The sequence below is a fragment of the Akkermansiaceae bacterium genome (genome assembly GCA_024233115.1).
Lineage (GTDB): Bacteria > Verrucomicrobiota > Verrucomicrobiia > Verrucomicrobiales > Akkermansiaceae > Oceaniferula.
Genome location: JACKQB010000001.1, coordinates 369,992 through 387,449, shown reverse-complemented (window position 1 = coordinate 387,449; position 17,458 = coordinate 369,992). Strand labels below are relative to the sequence as shown.

The 17,458-nt window shown below is 56.9% G+C and carries 18 protein-coding genes; 8 read left to right on the top strand and 10 right to left on the bottom strand.

The features are described from left to right. The first annotated feature begins 42 nt into the window (after positions 1–42). From H7A51_01650 to H7A51_01635, 4 genes are all read left to right on the top strand, one after another. Complete coding sequence (locus H7A51_01650) at positions 43–1,938, top strand: ABC-F family ATP-binding cassette domain-containing protein (GenBank protein ID MCP5534917.1); 1,896 nt, start codon at positions 43–45, stop codon at positions 1,936–1,938. 47 nt (positions 1,939–1,985) lie between these two features. After that, positions 1,986–2,285, top strand: coding sequence for a hypothetical protein (locus H7A51_01645; GenBank protein ID MCP5534916.1), 300 nt, complete (start codon positions 1,986–1,988; stop codon positions 2,283–2,285). Between the two features lie 179 nt (positions 2,286–2,464). Then, a complete protein-coding gene (locus tag H7A51_01640; GenBank protein MCP5534915.1) occupies positions 2,465–2,860 on the top strand; it encodes a hypothetical protein in 396 nt (131 codons plus the stop codon). Further along, positions 2,853–4,091: an NAD(P)/FAD-dependent oxidoreductase gene (locus H7A51_01635; protein MCP5534914.1), complete on the top strand. Its 1,239-nt coding sequence runs from the start codon at positions 2,853–2,855 to the stop codon at positions 4,089–4,091. Before H7A51_01640 ends, H7A51_01635 begins: the two co-directional genes overlap by 8 nt. A 145-nt stretch (positions 4,092–4,236) precedes the next feature. On the opposite strand, the gene H7A51_01630 is transcribed toward H7A51_01635, so the two are convergent. The 4 genes from H7A51_01630 to H7A51_01615 form a co-directional block, all read right to left on the bottom strand. Beyond that, positions 4,237–4,899, bottom strand: coding sequence for an HAD hydrolase-like protein (locus H7A51_01630; protein ID MCP5534913.1), 663 nt, complete (start codon positions 4,897–4,899; stop codon positions 4,237–4,239). 25 nt (positions 4,900–4,924) lie between these two features. Beyond that, positions 4,925–5,152 (bottom strand): PLDc N-terminal domain-containing protein, encoded by a 228-nt coding sequence (locus H7A51_01625; protein MCP5534912.1) that lies wholly within the window; start codon positions 5,150–5,152, stop codon positions 4,925–4,927. A gap of 30 nt (positions 5,153–5,182) precedes the next feature. Then, entirely contained in the window at positions 5,183–5,830 is a 648-nt protein-coding gene (locus H7A51_01620) for a translation initiation factor IF-3 (protein MCP5534911.1), read from the bottom strand. 188 nt (positions 5,831–6,018) lie between these two features. After that, entirely contained in the window at positions 6,019–7,899 is a 1,881-nt protein-coding gene (locus H7A51_01615) for a threonine--tRNA ligase (protein MCP5534910.1), read from the bottom strand. A gap of 112 nt (positions 7,900–8,011) precedes the next feature. Here H7A51_01615 and H7A51_01610 point away from each other — a divergent pair, with 112 nt between their 5' ends. Together H7A51_01610 and H7A51_01605 are read left to right on the top strand one after the other, a co-directional pair. Further along, on the top strand, positions 8,012–8,311 hold the full coding sequence (locus H7A51_01610; GenBank protein ID MCP5534909.1) for a hypothetical protein: 300 nt from the start codon (positions 8,012–8,014) through the stop codon (positions 8,309–8,311). A 219-nt stretch (positions 8,312–8,530) separates the two neighbouring features. Beyond that, positions 8,531–9,040, top strand: a complete 510-nt coding sequence (locus tag H7A51_01605) for a DUF1097 domain-containing protein (GenBank protein ID MCP5534908.1) — start codon at positions 8,531–8,533, stop codon at positions 9,038–9,040. 64 nt (positions 9,041–9,104) lie between these two features. Here H7A51_01605 and menB read toward each other — a convergent pair whose 3' ends face one another. Continuing rightward, on the bottom strand, positions 9,105–9,920 hold the full coding sequence (gene menB, locus H7A51_01600) for a 1,4-dihydroxy-2-naphthoyl-CoA synthase (GenBank protein ID MCP5534907.1): 816 nt from the start codon (positions 9,918–9,920) through the stop codon (positions 9,105–9,107). A gap of 126 nt (positions 9,921–10,046) precedes the next feature. On the opposite strand from menB, the gene H7A51_01595 reads away from it, so the two are divergent. Then, complete coding sequence (locus H7A51_01595) at positions 10,047–11,246, top strand: zinc-binding dehydrogenase (GenBank protein ID MCP5534906.1); 1,200 nt, start codon at positions 10,047–10,049, stop codon at positions 11,244–11,246. Here H7A51_01595 and H7A51_01590 read toward each other — a convergent pair. The 5 genes from H7A51_01590 to nuoB form a co-directional block, all read right to left on the bottom strand. Beyond that, the gene (locus H7A51_01590) at positions 11,227–11,943 is read right to left on the bottom strand and encodes an alpha/beta fold hydrolase (GenBank protein MCP5534905.1); all 717 of its coding nucleotides are present in this window, start codon (positions 11,941–11,943) and stop codon (positions 11,227–11,229) included. The two genes, H7A51_01595 and H7A51_01590, sit on opposite strands and share 20 nt — an antisense overlap. Before the next feature lie 13 nt (positions 11,944–11,956). After that, positions 11,957–12,448, bottom strand: a complete 492-nt coding sequence (locus tag H7A51_01585; protein ID MCP5534904.1) for a redoxin domain-containing protein — start codon at positions 12,446–12,448, stop codon at positions 11,957–11,959. Between the two features lie 90 nt (positions 12,449–12,538). Continuing rightward, positions 12,539–13,330 carry a rhomboid family intramembrane serine protease gene (locus H7A51_01580; protein ID MCP5534903.1) on the bottom strand — a complete coding sequence of 264 codons (792 nt, stop codon included), beginning with the start codon at positions 13,328–13,330 and terminating at the stop codon, positions 12,539–12,541. A gap of 173 nt (positions 13,331–13,503) precedes the next feature. Then, positions 13,504–14,061, bottom strand: coding sequence for an NADH-quinone oxidoreductase subunit C (locus H7A51_01575; protein MCP5534902.1), 558 nt, complete (start codon positions 14,059–14,061; stop codon positions 13,504–13,506). A gap of 54 nt (positions 14,062–14,115) precedes the next feature. Continuing rightward, on the bottom strand, positions 14,116–14,694 hold the full coding sequence (gene nuoB, locus H7A51_01570) for an NADH-quinone oxidoreductase subunit NuoB (GenBank protein ID MCP5534901.1): 579 nt from the start codon (positions 14,692–14,694) through the stop codon (positions 14,116–14,118). 324 nt (positions 14,695–15,018) lie between these two features. Between nuoB and H7A51_01565 the strand changes: the two genes are divergently transcribed. Beyond that, on the top strand, positions 15,019–17,430 hold the full coding sequence (locus H7A51_01565) for a hypothetical protein (protein MCP5534900.1): 2,412 nt from the start codon (positions 15,019–15,021) through the stop codon (positions 17,428–17,430). The last annotated feature ends 28 nt before the right edge of the window (positions 17,431–17,458 follow it).

Sequence of the window (17,458 nt, the reverse complement as noted above, 5' to 3'; positions counted from 1 at the left end):
AAAAAGCATGACAAGATGCGATCCACCAGTATAGTGCCGCCCATGTCCGCCCCTGCCCCAGATGCCATTGCCAGTGCCAGCGAGCTTGTTGTCCGCTACAGCTCCCACACGGTGCTCGACGGTGCCACACTCGCGATCCAGCAGGGTGACCGCATTGGCCTGGTCGGGCGCAATGGCTGCGGCAAATCGACCTTCCTGAAAATACTCGCCGGCGAAACCGTTGCCGACACCGGGGCTGTGACTTTTAAACGCGGGCTGGTCACCGGCTATTTGCCGCAGAACTTCGAACTCAATGAAGGGGCAAACGTACACGACAACGTGCTTGCGGGTGCCCAGTACACCCTCGATCTGATCGAGGAATACGAAACCATCCCCGCAGACAGCCATCGTAGCGCCGAGGTGCTGGATGAAATCACCCATCTCGAGGGGTGGGACCTCGAACACCGGGCGACCAGTCTGCTGACGCACCTGCATGCACCCGATCCTGACCGCATCGTCGCCACGCTTTCCGGAGGGGAAAAACGTCGGGTCGCCCTCTGCCGGGCACTGCTTGCCAAACCGGACTTCCTGATTCTGGACGAGCCGACCAACCACCTCGACACGGATTCCATCGAGTGGCTGGAAACATTTCTCGCCCGCTACAATGGCACCTGCCTGTTTGTCACCCACGACCGTTATTTCCTCGACCGCATCGCCACCCGCATTGTGGAAATCCGCCGTGGAAAATGCGATACCTACCAAGGGAATTACACCGACTACCTCATCTCCCGCGCCGAACGCGACATGGCGGAGGCCCGGAATGAACACAAACGGCAACGCTTTCTCAGCCGGGAACTCGAATGGGTGCGCCGGGGACCGAAGGCGCGGACGACCAAGGCCAGGGACCGCATGGACCGCTACTTTGAAATTGCCGGCCAGGAGGCACCCGAAGAGGAGCTCGACGTCGACCTGATCATCCCGGTGCCACCCAAGCTGGGTAATAAAATCATCGATGTACACGAAGTCGCCATGGCGTATGACGACGGCCCCTATCTCTTTTCCAACTTCAGCATGAGCCTGGAAGGCGGGCAGCGCCTGGGAATTGTCGGCCAAAATGGAATGGGTAAATCCACCCTGGTGAAAATCATCCTCGGTCAGCTCACCCCACTGGAGGGAAGGGTCGATATCGGCCTCAAGACCGACATTAATTTCATCGATCAAAACCGCCTCCTACTCGACGACAATCAATCCGTTTTCGAGGAAGTGGGTGAAGGCCAGGAGAATGTGCAGCTCGGTAGTGAAACCATCGGCCTGCGCGCCTACCTGCGTCGTTTCCTGTTTACCGAGGAACGTATCAATACCAAGATCGAACTCCTCAGTGGCGGGGAAAGAAGCCGGGTGATGCTTGCCAAGATCCTTAAAAAGGGCGGCAACGTCATTGTGTTAGACGAGCCAACCAACGACCTCGACCTGAATACACTACGATTGTTAGAAGAAGCCCTGTGTGCCTTCAAAGGTGTCGTGGTGGTGGTCAGTCACGACCGTTATTTCCTCAACCGGGTGTGCACGGACATCCTCGCCTTTGAGGGTGACGGGGTGATCGATTACCAGGTGGGCAACTACGATTACTATTTGGAGAAAAAAGCCGCCCGCGCCGCGACCAGCAGCGTTTACAAGTCGGTGCCCGCCGCCAAAAAAGAGCCGAAAAAAGAACGCCCCCGCAAGTTGAAATGGGCTGAAGCCAAGGAGCTTGAATCCATCGAGGATGACATCCTCGCCGCCGAGGAAAACGTGGCTCGTCTCGAGGCCATTTTCGAAGCACCCGACTTTTACGAAAAGCACGGAGACAACTGGCAGGCACTTGAAACCGAACTCAAAGAAGCGAAAGCCAAAGTCCCCCGGCTTTACACCCGCTGGGAAGAGCTCGAGTCCATCCGACTGGCAGCTGAAAAACAATAAGCCCGATAAGTCTGGCAAGCTCCCGGATCATCCGTTAAAATTTCCCCATGGAAACACGAGTGCATCTCCCCGACATGGAGCCGCCGTCAAGTATCACGGAGGTGATGGTGGCACTTCGCAGCCAACAACTCGAACCCACGCATGAGAAAAAGGATTGGGGCGACTGGATATCATTCACCGGCAAACAAACCGTCATCAGCATCGAGTCGATGCGTGGTCTGGCCAGCTCGGCGACCGTCGAGCACGCGGAGGAGGATGGCGATGACATCAATACGCGGATTCTCGCCGCCTTTGGCAAACTCGGCTGGTATGGCTCCGATGAGGAGGGTGAATTCCGGTTGGACTGATAACAAAAAACTTATTGAGTCACAGGCTTGCAGCAAACAATAGTTGCCATCTCATAATCTTCACCTGTGCCCATCTGTGTTAGAAAAAAACAGACACCGAGGAAGGGGATGCCCCCACACATACCATTCCCAAAATCTTGTAAATTTCGTAAACCCTGTCAAAAAACAACCCACCAACCATGAGAATCATATCTACCAAAGACGCCGTGTATCCGAAGATTGAAGAATCGCTGGCTGCGCGTAAGGACGACACCCAGCTAGAAGTGCTTGCCGGCATAGATTGTGATGACGAGGATCTCGCCAACCAGCGTGAAGCCGGTGATGACGACCCGATCGCGACCATCGAGCTGATCGTGCAATGGCTTCCGGAAACCGGCGAAGGTATCCTCGACTGGTTTTTTGTCCGCGAGTCGGGCATCGATGACGATCCACCGGAAGTCGAACACGGCGGGCCGCTGCTGGCATTCAACAGCCAGGGAGAGGAGCCTGACCTTGACCAGCTGATCGATGAAGCGGTCGCAGCCCTCAACGAATCCGTGACCTGGGCCGAGTTTGAACTCGAGGAAGATGCTTGATCAAGAACCGTGGGATTTGCTGGTGGTCGGGGGTGGTGCCGCCGGATATTTCGCCGCCATCACCTGTGCGGAATCCCTGCCCGGCGCGCGGGTGCTAATTCTGGAAAAAACCGCCCACGTCCTCGGCAAGGTCAAGGTCTCCGGCGGTGGCCGCTGTAATGTGACCCACGCCTGTTTCGACCCCAAGGCACTGACTCAATATTACCCGCGTGGGTGCAAGTCATTGATCGGCCCGTTCCACCGATGGGGGGCGGCCGACACCGTCGATTGGTTTCAGAGCCGTGGGGTGGAACTTAAAACCGAGCCAGACGGCAGGATGTTTCCCGTCACCGATGACTCACAAACCGTCATCGACTGCCTGACCCGGTCAGCCGGTGAAGCCGGAGTTTCTGTTAGAACAAACACCGGTGTCAAGTCGGTTCAGCCAGGCAATGACAACTCCCGACATTTCAGCGTCACCACCGAGCCGGGCGACAGGCTGTTAGCCAGGTCTGTGTTACTCGCCACAGGTGGCACCCGCCTAGCGGCCGGTGCACGGTTGGCGCAATCTTTGGGTCATGTACTCATCCCGAATGTGCCGTCCTTGTTTGCCTTTAACGTTGATGATCCACGCCTTGAGGGTCTTCCGGGAGTCTCGGTATCCGATGCCACTGTCTCAGTGCCCGGGATGAAACCGAGCCAAAGCGGCCCGCTGCTGATCACGCATCACGGACTCAGCGGGCCGGGTATCCTGAAGCTCTCGGCATGGCGCGCGCGGGAGCTGCATGACCGTGGATACCAATTTCCAATCAACATCAACTGGCTCCCCCACCAAGCCGTTGAGGATACCCTGCGCCACACGCGCCAGGACTGGGGAAAACGACGCGTGTGCGGTCGGGCGCCCTTTGACCCTTTCCCCAAAAGACTCTGGGACCGCCTCTGTAGATCGGCGGGAATCGCAGACGACTGTATCTGGTCGCAACTCAGCAAAAACAGCACCCGACAACTCTGCCGTGAATTGACCGGTGGAACCTATCAGGTTTCCGGCAAGAGCATCAACAAAGACGAGTTTGTCACCTGCGGTGGTGTCCCCCTGAAAGACGTCAACCTTAAGACGATGGAGAGTAAAATCACCCCCGGCCTCTACTTCGCCGGCGAGATTCTTGATATCGATGGCGTCACCGGAGGATTCAACTTCCAAAATGCCTGGACCAGCGGTTACATCGCAGGCTCTGCCGTGGCGGAGCATTGATTGGGGGATTTCTCTATAGGCGCGGTCACAGCAGGACAGATGACCGGCGACACGGCGCCGACGTCGTACCTTTGTTATGGTAGGACAGCTTTGCAAGCTGTCGGCAACCCAAGTCCTCATCCAGCCGACAGCTTGCAAAGCTGTCCTACCGGAGGAACTCCCTGACCACGGGGGCGGTCAAATCAGCCACCGTCAGGTCGGGACCGTATGCCGCAAGGTCATCCACGGTGAAGCCACCGGTTGCAACGGCAAGCGTCAACGCCCCCATGGCTTTGCCACAGGCGATGTCCTTGGGGGTGTCACCGATGACCACGGTATTGGCTGCCTGGAAATCCTTGGCGTATTCGGCACTTGCTCTCTGGAGGGCCACCGGGCCTAGCAGATTGCGGTCATGGTGGTCATCACCATAGGCTCCTACGCTGATGGAAAAGTATCCATCCAGGCCGTAGTGATCGATTTTGGCTTTTGCCCCTGCTGCGATATTACCTGTTAGCAACCCGAGGGTTACTTCTGATTGTTCAAGCTCCGACAACATCGTCTCCACGCCCGGAAGCACACAACCGGAGAACGAAGCCAGATTGGGCCCCAGCCTGGTGAGGTAGACTTGATAGAAATCCTCCAGCGTAAGATCGCTGCCGAAGTGCTTGAGTAGGCCACTTACGATTCCCGAGTCGGTACTTCCGGCAAGATCAAGCTCAGGGCCCTCGGCACCAAAGAGTTCACAGGCCGTCTCTTTAATGGCCGCCATACCCGCACCCCCCGTGTCGATCAGGGTGCAGTCGATATCAAATAACAGCAGTCTGGACATAGTTTCGCGGCGCGGTGAATGCACTCTAACGACCATACAGTCTTTTCCGGGTTGGTCGACGGGCTAACAGATAGATCAACGCGCCGATCGCCCCGGTCAGGGCGATGATGATCACCCAGGTCAACTTCTCGTTGCCCTCGGCAGGCTCATGGATAATACAATCCACCAACATCCAGATCCAGAATGCCAGCGAGAGGAAAAAGAAGCCGATCAGAGCGATGACAACCAGCTCCGGATATCCTAACGGGCCCATGACATTTCGAATTCCAGGGTGTTAACCCCCCTATTCTTCTTCGTCGGTTGCGTTGTTATCCGTGGGCGCTGCTTGGTGGCCTGCCACCAATTCATCGTCGTCGTTGAACTCAAGATGCTCGTCACCCTGGTCATCCGGATCGATGAGGTTGCCGTGGCTAAGTAGGAATTTACGTTTGCGCTGTGCCTCGGGGAGTGGTGACAGCATCATATTGACAGCGCGGCCTGCCAGGCGGGCTTGCTGGTCGACATTCGCAATCCCTTTCAAATCCTCGGCTACTTTTTGGAGAACATCGAAGCCGATTTCACGGTGGGCATTCTCCCGGCCACGGAACTGAAGACGGACGCGCACTTTGTTTCCATGATCGAGGAACTGCTCAGCACGGGCGAGCTTGATGTTGTAGTCGTGTTTATCCGTTCCCACCCGAAGTTTGATTTCCTTGATGCGGTTCACCGTCTTAGGCGACTTCTTTTTCAGCTTGGCCTGTTCGTATTTGTATTTCCCGTAATCGCACACGCGGCACACTGGCGGGCTGGCGTTGGCGGCGACCTCGACGAGATCCAGGCCAACGGATTTGGCTTTTTCAACGGCTTCCCGCGTATTCATGACGCCCAGCTGCTGGTCCTCATAGACTACGCGTACTTTGGGGGCACGGATACGTTCGTTGACACGCGTAATATCACGACGGGGACGGAATGTTTTTTTCTTAGGTTTAGCTATGGTGTTCTCCTTTGGTTTGTTGGGAAAAGTGATTTGAGTCCACGGCGCGAGCGCGGCGGGGCATCCACGTCACTTCGACGTGTTGGGGTAATGAATATGCCAATAAAATAATCCATGCAGGTAGCAATCAACGGAGCCTAGTCGGTTTACAATGACCGAGTAGCAATTTCCGTTTGGATGGTAGAAACAAATTCATTAATTGGCATCGAACCAAGATCATCCCGATCCCGGTGTCTGACAGAGACGGTGCCGCTCTCGGCCTCCCGTGCTCCGATGACTAGCATATACGGCACACGGTCGAGTCTTGCAAGACGAATTTTAGCACCCACCTTGTCGGCATTCCGGTCACAGGCAACCCTCACGCCTGCCTCAAGCAGCAGTTGCACCGCCTCCTCGGCGGCATCGTTGAATTTTTCGGAAATAGGCAACACGCGCACCTGCTCGGGTGAGAGCCAGGTCGGGAACTTACCTTCGAAGTGCTCGATGAGCAGTCCGCTAAAACGCTCCAACGAACCAAACGGCGCCCGGTGAATCATCACCGGCCGGTGCGGTTTGTTGTCGGAGCCGATGTAGGAAAGGTCAAAACGCTCGGGCAGGTTGTAATCCACTTGCACGGTGCCTAACTGCCAGTCGCGCCCAATCACGTCTTTTACCACGAAATCAATTTTAGGCCCGTAGAAAGCAGCCTCGCCTTCCTCCTCGGTGTATTCGACCCCAAGCACCTGCACCGCTGCGCGCAGGGCGTCTTCCGCCTTGTCCCAGTTCGCCGGGTCCCCGACGTACTTGTCGCTATCCTTGTCGCGCAGGGAGAGGCGCACCCGGTAATCGTCCATACCGAGTGTCTTGAGGACTTTTTTCACCAGTTCGAGGCAGCTCTGCACTTCCTCCGCCACCTGGTCCGGTGTGCAGAAAAGGTGAGCGTCGTCCTGGGTGAATCCACGCACACGGGTCATACCGCCAAGCTCGCCGGATTGCTCCCAGCGGTAAACGGTGCCAAACTCGGCCAGCCTCACGGGCAGATCACGGTAACTGTGGTGGTCGCTGGCAAAAATCTTGATATGATGCGGGCAGTTCATCGGCTTGAGCATGTAGCCCTCGATGGTGCCTGTTTCCAAACCGTTGACCAGGGTGGCGCAGGAGGCGCCTTCATCGGATAGTTTTTCCAACGCATCACGCTCGGCAATCGCCGGATACTGGCTTTCCTGGTAGTATGGAAAATGGCCGGACGTGCGGTAGAGATCGAGTTTGCCGATGTGGGGGGTGAACACCTGGGAGTACCCCTGCTTGTCAAGCTCCTCGGTGATGAAGTCCTGTAACGCACGGCGCATCAGCCCCCCCTTCGGTTTCCAGAGAATAAGCCCCTGACCGACCGCTTCATCGATATGGAAAATGCCAAGCTCTTTACCGAGCCTGCGGTGGTCGCGCTTTTTGGCTTCCTCCAGCTTTTCCAAATGCTCGTCTAACATGGTTTTGTTTTTAAAACAGGTGCCGTAAATACGCTGGAGTTGTGGACGTGTGTTGTCGCCTTTGTAAAACGCACTGGCCACACTCATCACTTTAAACGCCTTGCAGTTGCCTGTCCGGCCCACGTGTGGTCCGGCGCAGAGGTCCCAGAAGTCGCCGTTTTTATAAATCGAGATCTCCTCTCCCTCGGGAATGTCATTGAGCAGGTCGATCTTGAACTGGCTGACGGCATCGCGCCCGGAGAGGGCGCCTAACCGACCGCTCTGTGCCAGCGCCATCGCCTCGTCGCGGGTCACCACCACTTTTTCAAAGGTCTGGTTCTCCTTGACGATCTTCTTCATCTCGTCCTCGATGCCCGCGAAGTCATCGGGGGTGATGGAATGATCCAGATCGATGTCATAATAAAAACCACTGTCCACAGGAGGGCCGCCGGCAAGCTGGGCATCCGGCCAAATCCGCAGCACGGCGGTGGCCAGCACGTGCGCACACGAGTGCCTGAGGCGTTCCAGGTCGGACATCTGATGACGCTCGTCCAGCGTCTTGCGTTCATGGTTTTCTGACATTGCGGCGCAAAAAAGCCACTACTGGCGCGGATTTGCAAGCTTTTCAGTCGGGTATTTTGACAGAATGAACATCATTTACAGAATTCGGATGGGCTGATAGAGTGCCGCTAAGATGAAGACTTGGTTGTATGTAGGATCACTTGCTGTTGTCGGGGTGTTCCTGACCGCATTTGCAGAGGAAAATACCAACGGGGAGAAACCGGAATATGCCTGGGATGACCATCATCGGGAGGATGGTGTTGTTACCGGCGGCTCCCCATATGTCTACGGATTCATCACCGTTCCCCACCATTTCCTCAGACAACTTGACCGGTCCGAAACAGACGTAGACGATGATCCGTTTGGCGGCGCGGGGAACCAGCCATCATCGAACCCGGCCACCCCAACAGCAATACCCACACCTTGCTCCTGATCCTCCACGCCGATATCATCACCCCCGACGGCAGCTTTTACCGGGATCGGTTCAAGGCTGTGGAATAGGGAGGGGCGACACTCCTGTCGCCCTTGAAAGCCGGTGGACAGGAGTGTCCGCCCTCCCCACTGCGCATATCTTGCTCACCTCGGGGCGGCTTTTGGGTTTTTGCTGATTTGGGTTGTCATATAGAACTTGTTTCTACATAGGAAACCCACGATGAAAGAATTCCTTAAATTTACGCCGCACGCTTTGATTATCGCGATTCTCGCAGGCCTGATGCAGTGGTTGGACCTGATGACCGGTGACTGGTTTTATGCCTGGGCAGGCTTTGCCGCTTGGGCCTGTTACTTTGTGGCCGGATGCACTCCGAAGGGTGGCGCCAAGGTGATCGGTTGCTGGGTCTTCGGCGTTGCAGCCTCCATCGCCATCATCGAACTTGGCCTGATGCTCACCGAGTGCTCCGGATCAGCCAATATTGGCTTCCCTGTCTCGGTGGGCCTGATCGCCTTCTTTGTGATTCTCTTTGAAAAAGTCCCCGCACTCGACTTCATCCCCGCGTGGTTTGTGGGTGCCGCATGTTTTTTCGCAGCTAACCATCTTCTGGGGGGCGACTACGGCAAGTCGGTTCCCGTGATCCTCATCTCCTGTGTGGTCGGTCAGGTCTTTGGTGTCGTCACCGTCACCCTGCGCAATAAATACGGCAGCATGATCGAGCCTGCTGAGTAGCACGACCGCCACGGTCGCTACTTCTTACCTTGGTATTTGGAGTTTAAAACTTGGAGTTCGACCTCTACGGCACGCGCGGGAACTTGGAGAAATCGGGTTTGCGTTTCTCGACGAAGGCGTTTTTCCCCTCCTTGCCCTCCTCGCTCATGTAGTAGAGCATGGTGGCGTTTCCGGCGAGGTCTAACAAACCCATCTGACCATCGCAGTCGGCATTCAACGCCGCCTTGAGGCAGCGCAGGGCGATGGGTGAGTGGTCCAACATTTCCCGACACCACTGGACGGTTTCCTTTTCCAAATCGGCGAGTGGCACCACGGTATTGACCAGTCCCATGTCGAGTGCTTGCTGGGCATCGTACTGGCGGCAGAGGTACCAGATCTCACGCGCTTTTTTCTGACCGACGATACGGGAGAGATAGCTGGAGCCGAGACCGCCGTCGAATGATCCCACCTTGGGGCCGGTCTGGCCGAAAATGGCATTGTCGGCGGCGATGGTGAGGTCGCAGACCACATGCAGGACGTGTCCGCCGCCGATGGCGTAACCGGCGACCATGGCGACGACGGGTTTGGGCAAATTGCGGATCTTGCGTTGCACATCGAGGATGTTGAGGCGGGGCACCCCGTCGCCACCGATGTAGCCGGCGTGGCCGCGCACTTTCTGGTCGCCCCCCGAACAAAACGCCTTGTCCCCTGCCCCGGTGAGAATGATCACACCGACCTCCGGGTCTTCGTGGGCGAGTTCAAGGGAGACGAGTAGTTCCTTGGTGGTTTCGGGTCGGAACGCATTCCGGACTTCCGGCCGGTTGATGGTGATTTTGGCGATTTGCCCGTCTTCGCTTTTCTCGTAGAGAATGTCTTCAAATTGGTGTGCTGATGTCCACATGGGATTGTTTTATGTTGTCAGTTTTAAGTTTCCAACTCCAAATACCAAAAACCATCCCGATTTTGGGTGTCATCCTGCTTCTCTGCTATTGAAATAGCGGCGGCTTCAGGGTAGAAGCCGTGTCAAATGGCTGACCCAATCGACCCTGCACTCATTCGCTCAGTAGTAAACGACGCCTTCAAAAACCGGACGGTATCCAGGCCAAGCACCGTACCTACCACGGGTCGGGCCGCTGTGCTTGAAGCTAAAAAAACGCTGCGCATCAAGGAGTTCCCACTGCGCGCCATCACCGATGACGAGATCCTGGTCAAGGTGGAAGCCTGCGGCATCTGTGGCACGGACATTCACTGCTACCAGAATGACCCCTTTGAACTGACCCCCGTGGTCCTCGGCCATGAAGGAACAGGCGAGGTGCTCCAGGTCGGTAAAAACATCGTCATGGACTCCGTCGGCAAACCGGTGGCGGTTGGCGATAAAATCGTGACCAGCATCATGGAAACCAGCCAGGAGTGCATGATCGCCAAGTACAATCCGCTGCGTGCGAACCTGTGTGATGATTTGCAAATCTACGGACTACTCCCGGACACACCCGACAACCACTTCAATGGTTACTTCGGCGAATACCTGATCATCCGTCCGGGCTCGTCGTTTTTTGTGGTCAAGGACATGAGTCTGGAACTACGCACCTTGATCGAGCCAGCCGCCGTCGCCTGCCATGCCCTTGACCGCGCCAAGGAGAGCAGTAGCCGGCTCAACTTCAGGAGCCGGGTGTTAGTGCAAGGCTGCGGGCCTATCGGACTGCTGATGATCGCGGTGCTGCGCACCTACGGGGTGAACAACATCATTGCCGTGGATGGAAACGACGAACGGCTGGCCATGGCCAGGACCTTTGGCGCCGACCACACGCTCAATTTCACCCATTACCCGGATCTCAACGGACTGGTCAAGGAGGTGCAAAAGCTCACCAAGGGGGTGGGTGCCCAGTTTGGCTTCCAGGTCACCGGGGTGGCCCAGGCATTTTCCAACATCTTCAAAATGGTGCGCCGCGGTGGCTCGGTGATCGAAATCGGCCACTTCGTCGAGGGCGGGGAAGCCAGGATCAATCCGCATCAGGATATCTGCCATAAGGAAATCTCCCTGATCGGCTCATGGGTCTATAACAGCACCGACTACCCGAACGCCTATCATTTTCTGCAGCGGGCGGAGCGGATCGGTATACCTGTTAGCAGCCTGATCACCCACCGCTTCCCACTCGACCGCATCCAGGAGGGCTTCGATACCAACCTGCGGCAGGAAGGTGAAAAGATCATGATCTATCACCCATAAATTCCACGCAGTGGCGTGTGAAACCGGGGGCATTTTCCCATGGAACCCGGTGCCCGCAGTCGGGGACTACCACGTGTTTGCCCTGTGGCAAATGAGGGACGGCGGCCTCTGCGATCCCGGTAAACTTGCTGTCCCGCTCCCCGGTCATCCACAAAACCGGGCAGGTGATTTTATCGAACCGAGGCAGGAGGTCGGCCTGCGCGCCGAGTGACCAGTCGATGAACGACCGGGCGACAGATGCCCGGCGGCTTTTGAGCCTTGTGCGGTCGGGCAACTCACCAGCCCCCCCTAACACCCCCTGCGCATTCCATCGATCCAGGAAATCGGACCAGTCAGCCTTCAGTGCAAGCGCTGACCACTCGGCGTCTTTTTTTTGCCGGTCCATCCGTTCGGATTCATCCGCCAAACCGGGGTGAGCCGAGATAATGACCGCCGCTTTCCAGAGCTCCGGCTGGGCTAACAATGCGTGCAGCGCGAGCCTGCCCCCCATGGAGTAACCGACAAGTATCGGCTCCGGGTCGACTCGTTTGATTTCCCCCGCCAGGGTGTCGCCGAATTTTTCCAACGGCATCGGGCAGCAATCCAGAAAGCGCCAGAGGTCGAGTCGGCGCAGGCCACCGATTTCGGCGGACAGACTGGCACCAAACGCGCGCCAGTCCGCCGCCATTCCGACGGCTCCGTGCAGAGCCCAGATCATCGGATCAAATTCGTTAGAGTGCCTTCAGACACGCTTGGATGGCGTCGAAGTCAGGGAGGTCACCCGGGTTGTCGTTGACCTCGGCATATTGGACGACGCCGGCTTTATCGACAACAAAGGCGGAACGCTTGGGCACACCACCCATGATCAGGTTTTTCTCAGGAAGGAAGGACTCGTATGCCACGCCATAGGCTTGCGTAGCGGTATGCTCGTAGTCGCTCAGAAGGGTGATGCCGATACCCTCTTTTTCCGCCCATGCAGCCTGGGCAAACGGGTTGTCACCGGAAATACCGATGACTTTGGCATCAAGTTGGTCGTAAACAGAGAGGCCTTTGGTGATGGCACAGAACTCCTCGGTGCATACTCCGGTGAATGCCATGGGCACAAAAAGGAGGACGATGTTGGATGCACCGACGAGATCGCTCAGCTGAACGGTCTGCGGGCCCTCGGCGGTGAGGGTGACGAGGTTGAAATTAGGGGCTTTGTCTCCGACTTGAATACTCATAGTGATAAGATGGTTGGTTTGGGTTGTTATCATTGGCGCCACGTGCAGCGCCACGCGAATGTAGCGGTGCCGGGCGCCCATTGGCAAGCCTCAACCGTGGTCTTCCAGCTTGCGGTCTTTTTCCCGCTTGTCGCGCATTTGCCGGAGGCTTTCCAGACTTGGCGTCGGAGCCAACAACCGGCGGGCAAGTAACCAGCCGGCCAAAGCCCCGCCAAGGTGGCAGCCGTGACTGATCCGGAAAATAGAGTCATCACCGCCACTCCATGCAATGATCATTTCGCCCATGCTTGAGAAAAATGGCAGCCCAAGGCCTGGCTGCATCAGCCAAAGCAGCAACTCGGCCAGCATGATACCGAGGCCAAGGGTCTTGCCGCTGATCGGTACAGGCCACATCCGGGAATCAGGCGACAGCGTGGTCAGCGTCAGCAGCAACGCCAAACAGGCGCCCGAGATGCCGATCAACTGGCTTTCGTGGTATCCCGTCCGCAGCATCAACAACCCGGTCAGCAAATGAACCACCCCGCCGGCGAGCATGCCAATGACGATGATTTTAAAACACCACCGGTGACCCAGGATATGTATCACACGCCCCCCTATAAGCCACAGCATCAGGATGTTGACCAGCAGGTGAAACCAATCGCCATGCAAGAAACCATAACTGGCTAACTGCCAGATCTTGCCATGGGAAAACCCGTCCCACGACAGACCGAAATTAAGATAGTACCAAGGTGCCTCCGACGGCCCGCCCGCCCGCTCCAAAAACAGATGAATCAATACCAGCACCAGTGCCAAGCCCGTCATCACATCCATACCCGGAAGATGCACCTGCATGCGCGGGAACAGTGCAGGGAAAGAGGAGGGTTGACGGTTTTGCGAGGGCATTAGCTGGGTATTACGGGTTAGGTTAGCATCCCCGTCAACCGTCACACGGAAATTGGCTACCATCCTCAGACAGACAAACCGACAATCTGCTCAATTTTACAGATCATTTCCCATCACGGCAAGCCTCGGCCCTCCCCAAAGCGGAGGCAAGCCGTCCGCACTCCAGGGGAATCTCAGGCTCTGGACCTTGGCTCGGCCTTGACGCGCGAGCCTGCACCGGCACTGGTCACAAACGGACCATCGGCCAGTGGTGCCACACCTGAGCTTGCCACATCGGGCATCTCGCTTGGTTTTCCGGCCAGCGGAAACTCCTTGCGCAGCGGGTGGTAAGGGTAGCCCTCCCACATCAGGATACGCCGCAGGTCAGGGTGGCCCGCAAAGCGAATCCCCATCATATCGTAGACCTCACGCTCATGCCAATCGGCCGTTGCCCAGAGGTCGCTGACCGTGGGCACTTCCTCCCCTTCAGGGACGGGTGCCTTGACGCGGAGATGCACGGAGTCGTCCACCTTCGCAAGTTCATAGACCATTTCAAACCTCGGCTCAGTGCCCATGTTATCGACACTGGAGGCATCGAGCAGAAAATTAAGCTTCATCTCCTCCCGGCAGAACTCCATCACGGCACGCAGCTCGTCGAGCTTGACCGTCACGCTGTGCTCACCCCGGAATTCGAGGCTGGTGGAGGATGGGAATTTTTCCAGGACTTGCCGGGCTGCTTCTTGCGCGTTCATGGTTGGGCGGAAAACGGGTGAGGAAAAACGAGTGTTAGCAAATGTTAGCCTCGGTTAGCCTGGGCAGGAGGATTTTGCCTCGGGATCGGCTTTGAGGTCACGGGTCGATTGTTCACCGTCGATTTTTTGCTGCAGTTTCATCAAACCCTCGATCAATGCCTCAGGGCGTGGTGGGCAACCGGAGATATAGACGTCCACCGGCAGCAACTGGTCGATGCCCTGGAGCACGGCGTAGCTGCGATACATGCCACCGCTCGAAGCACAGGCACCCATGGCGATACACCATTTGGGGTCAGGCATCTGGTCCCAGACGCGTTTGACGGTCAGCGCCATCTTGTAGGTCACCGTGCCGGCAACGATCATCACATCGCTTTGACGGGGAGAAAAACGCATCACCTCAGCGCCAAAGCGGGATATATCGAAGCGGGATGACGCGGTGGCCATCAGCTCGATCGCGCAGCAGGCCAGCCCCATCGGCATCGGCCAGAGGGAATTCTTCCGCATCCAGTTAATGGCGGCATCCACACGGGTAAAGATCACGTTTCCCTCGATTTTGGAATCGTAGGCGGCATGCGCGAGAACAGAGCGTGCGGATTCGGCGGTGTCAGCAGAATGATCGGTAGAATGTACCATGGCAATTAGCGGAAGGAGGTCGGAGGAAGTCGAATGGGAGGGCGGAACATCGTCCGCGTGCGAACCCTAGCTTGAGAAATCCCCATCACAAGCCCATTTTGCAGGCAATTTTTGACTGTATGACTCTCAAACAGGGCGGCTTCGTCGACACCACCTCGATATCGCGCCCCAGGATAATACAATGCCAACACGTCATTTTTTTGAATTTTACGCTTACCCCCGAGCCCAGTCCTGTTTATAAGCCTCTCACTACGTCCCATGGAAAAATTGTGTTTTGCATACCGGAGGCAAATGGCGCGCACCGGGTTGGCATGTGTACTCAGCTTGAGTGCACCGCTTCTCGCCCCCCCTGTCACCGCCCAGGAGTCCGCCGTCCAAAAAGAATTAAACCGCAGAATTGGCAACGCCCGCAAGGCATACGACCTTCTCAATACCGGAGATCTTGCCTATCAAAAAGGGGACTATAAATCCGCCGTTAAAGATTACGCCCAGGCCTTCGACCTGCTCCCTGTCGGCGCACTGAACCATGAGCTTCGCTCGGCCGCCGCTGACCGCTATGCCACCGCAGCCACGGAACGCAGCCGTGCCCTAGCCAAGGGAGGCAACTACGATAAAGCCCGCAGCTTGCTCGACAAGGTGCTGAAACCCGGCATCGCCCCGTCCCATCTCGGCGCGCAAAAACTCAGGCAGCAGATTGACGACCCCATCCGCTACAACCACGCCATCACCCCCGAACACGTCGTCGACATTGTCAAGGTCGGCAGGCTTCTCCGTGAAGCGGAAGGGTTTTACAGCATCGGCCAATACGACCGCGCCATGACTGTCTATGAGGCGGTCATCGGTATCGACCCGTTTAACAAGGCTGCCCGTCGTGGCATGGAACGCGTCAACGACATCCAGGCCGACTACTACCGTGCTGCCAGAGACCACACCAGAGCAGGTATGCTGGCCGAGGTGGATGGCAGCTGGGAGCTTTATGTGCCGTCGGCTGAAAACAAGCCCCCCCATGTGCCCCTCAACGCCCCCACGGCCCTCGCTCCCGACCTGCGCGACAAGTTGGCCGGTATCATCGTCGACACGATGGATCTCGATAACGTCAGCATTGATGAGGCGCTCGACTTCGTACGACTCCAGAGTCGGCTAGGGGATGCGCCCAATGCCGCTGGCGAACAAACCGGAATCAACGTCATCCTGAACCTCGGTGATAAATCCTCGGAAATGGCCAAGGCCGTGGCGGCGACACGTGTCACCCTGAAAGCGCGCAGCCTTCCCCTCTCGAAAGTGCTCGACTATATTACCGACCAGACCCGGACCCAATGGCGCACTGATGGTGTCGGGGTTCTCGTCACCCCTGTCGGCTCAGCCACCGGGCAGCTGATTTCGAAAACCTTCCGGGTGCCACCGAACTTCCTTCAGTCGGCCGCCGTTTCCGGCAAGGAGGATAACGAGAATCCATTTGGTGAGGATGACAATGACGAGGGCAAACTGCCCACCCAGATGAGTATCACGGATTTCCTGAAACAAAGCGGCGTCAGCTTCCCAGACGGAGCTTCAGCCACCTACACCCCTTCCAACAACACACTTATCGTCCGCAACACCGCAGACAACATCGACCTGGTCGACCAGCTCGTATCGCTCATCGCGGATGAGGAACCGGTGATGGTCGTCATCAGGACCACCATCATCCGGGTGAGTGAGGAAAAATTAAAAGAGCTTGGCTTCGACTGGGCGATTACGCCTCTTGGACTGGGTGGCGGCCTCCACCTAGGTGGCGGAACCACGGGTAATGGCTCAGCACTGGGCCCAATCCCCAGCCCCCCCTTTACCACCCTTGACGGAAGATCCAGTGTCACCGCGGGAAATCGGAGTGGCAGCGAGGCCACGCCGGGCCAAGCCATCGATGCCTACCTGAATTCGAGCTCGACCGGTATCTTCAACGCCGGCGCCAGGGCTCCCGGTATCCTGACTGTCACGGCAATCACCAATGGTATGGCTATCCAGATGATGATGCGTGGCCTGAACCAAAACACCGGTGCCGATGTGATGGTCAATCCCTCCACCATTTCCCGCAGCGGTGAACGCTCCAAGATTGAAATCATCCGTGAGTTTATCTACCCCACGGAATACGAGCCACCCGAACTACCTAACAGCGTCGGTGGCGGTGGGCTTATCGACCCCATCTCCGGAGAGTTTGGAGAGGCTCCCGTGGCAACAGCTGTAACACCTGCACACCCCACTGCATTCGAAACGCGCAATGTTGGTGTCACTCTGGAGGTCGAGCCCACGGTAGGCGCTGACCGGAAGTTCATCGAACTCTCACTCCGTCCCGAAATGGTCGAATTCGAGGGATTTATCAACTACGGCACGCCGATCAGCGGGGTTTCCGGCGGCAGTCTTAGTGTTGATCAAGACAACCTCGGGGGCGGTAACGTCTTTTCCACCACCGCCGGCACCTTTGGTGCAATCACCGACAACCGCATCCTGATGCCCGTGTTCAAAACCGTCCGACTGCAGAATTCCACCCTGACCATCGAGGATGGAGCGACGATTGTTTTAGGCGGAGTCATGACCAGCCGGAAAACCAAGGTGGAAGACAAAATTCCCATCCTGGGCGATATTCCATTCGCGGGCAGGTTGTTCCGCTCCGATGCCGAGCGCACATTCCGTGAAGCCGTCATCATTACGGTCAATGCTGAATTGGTCGACCCTACGGGCACACCTTGGAGAAATCGTTAGACGCCTCTGATATTTTCATTTGACGGTT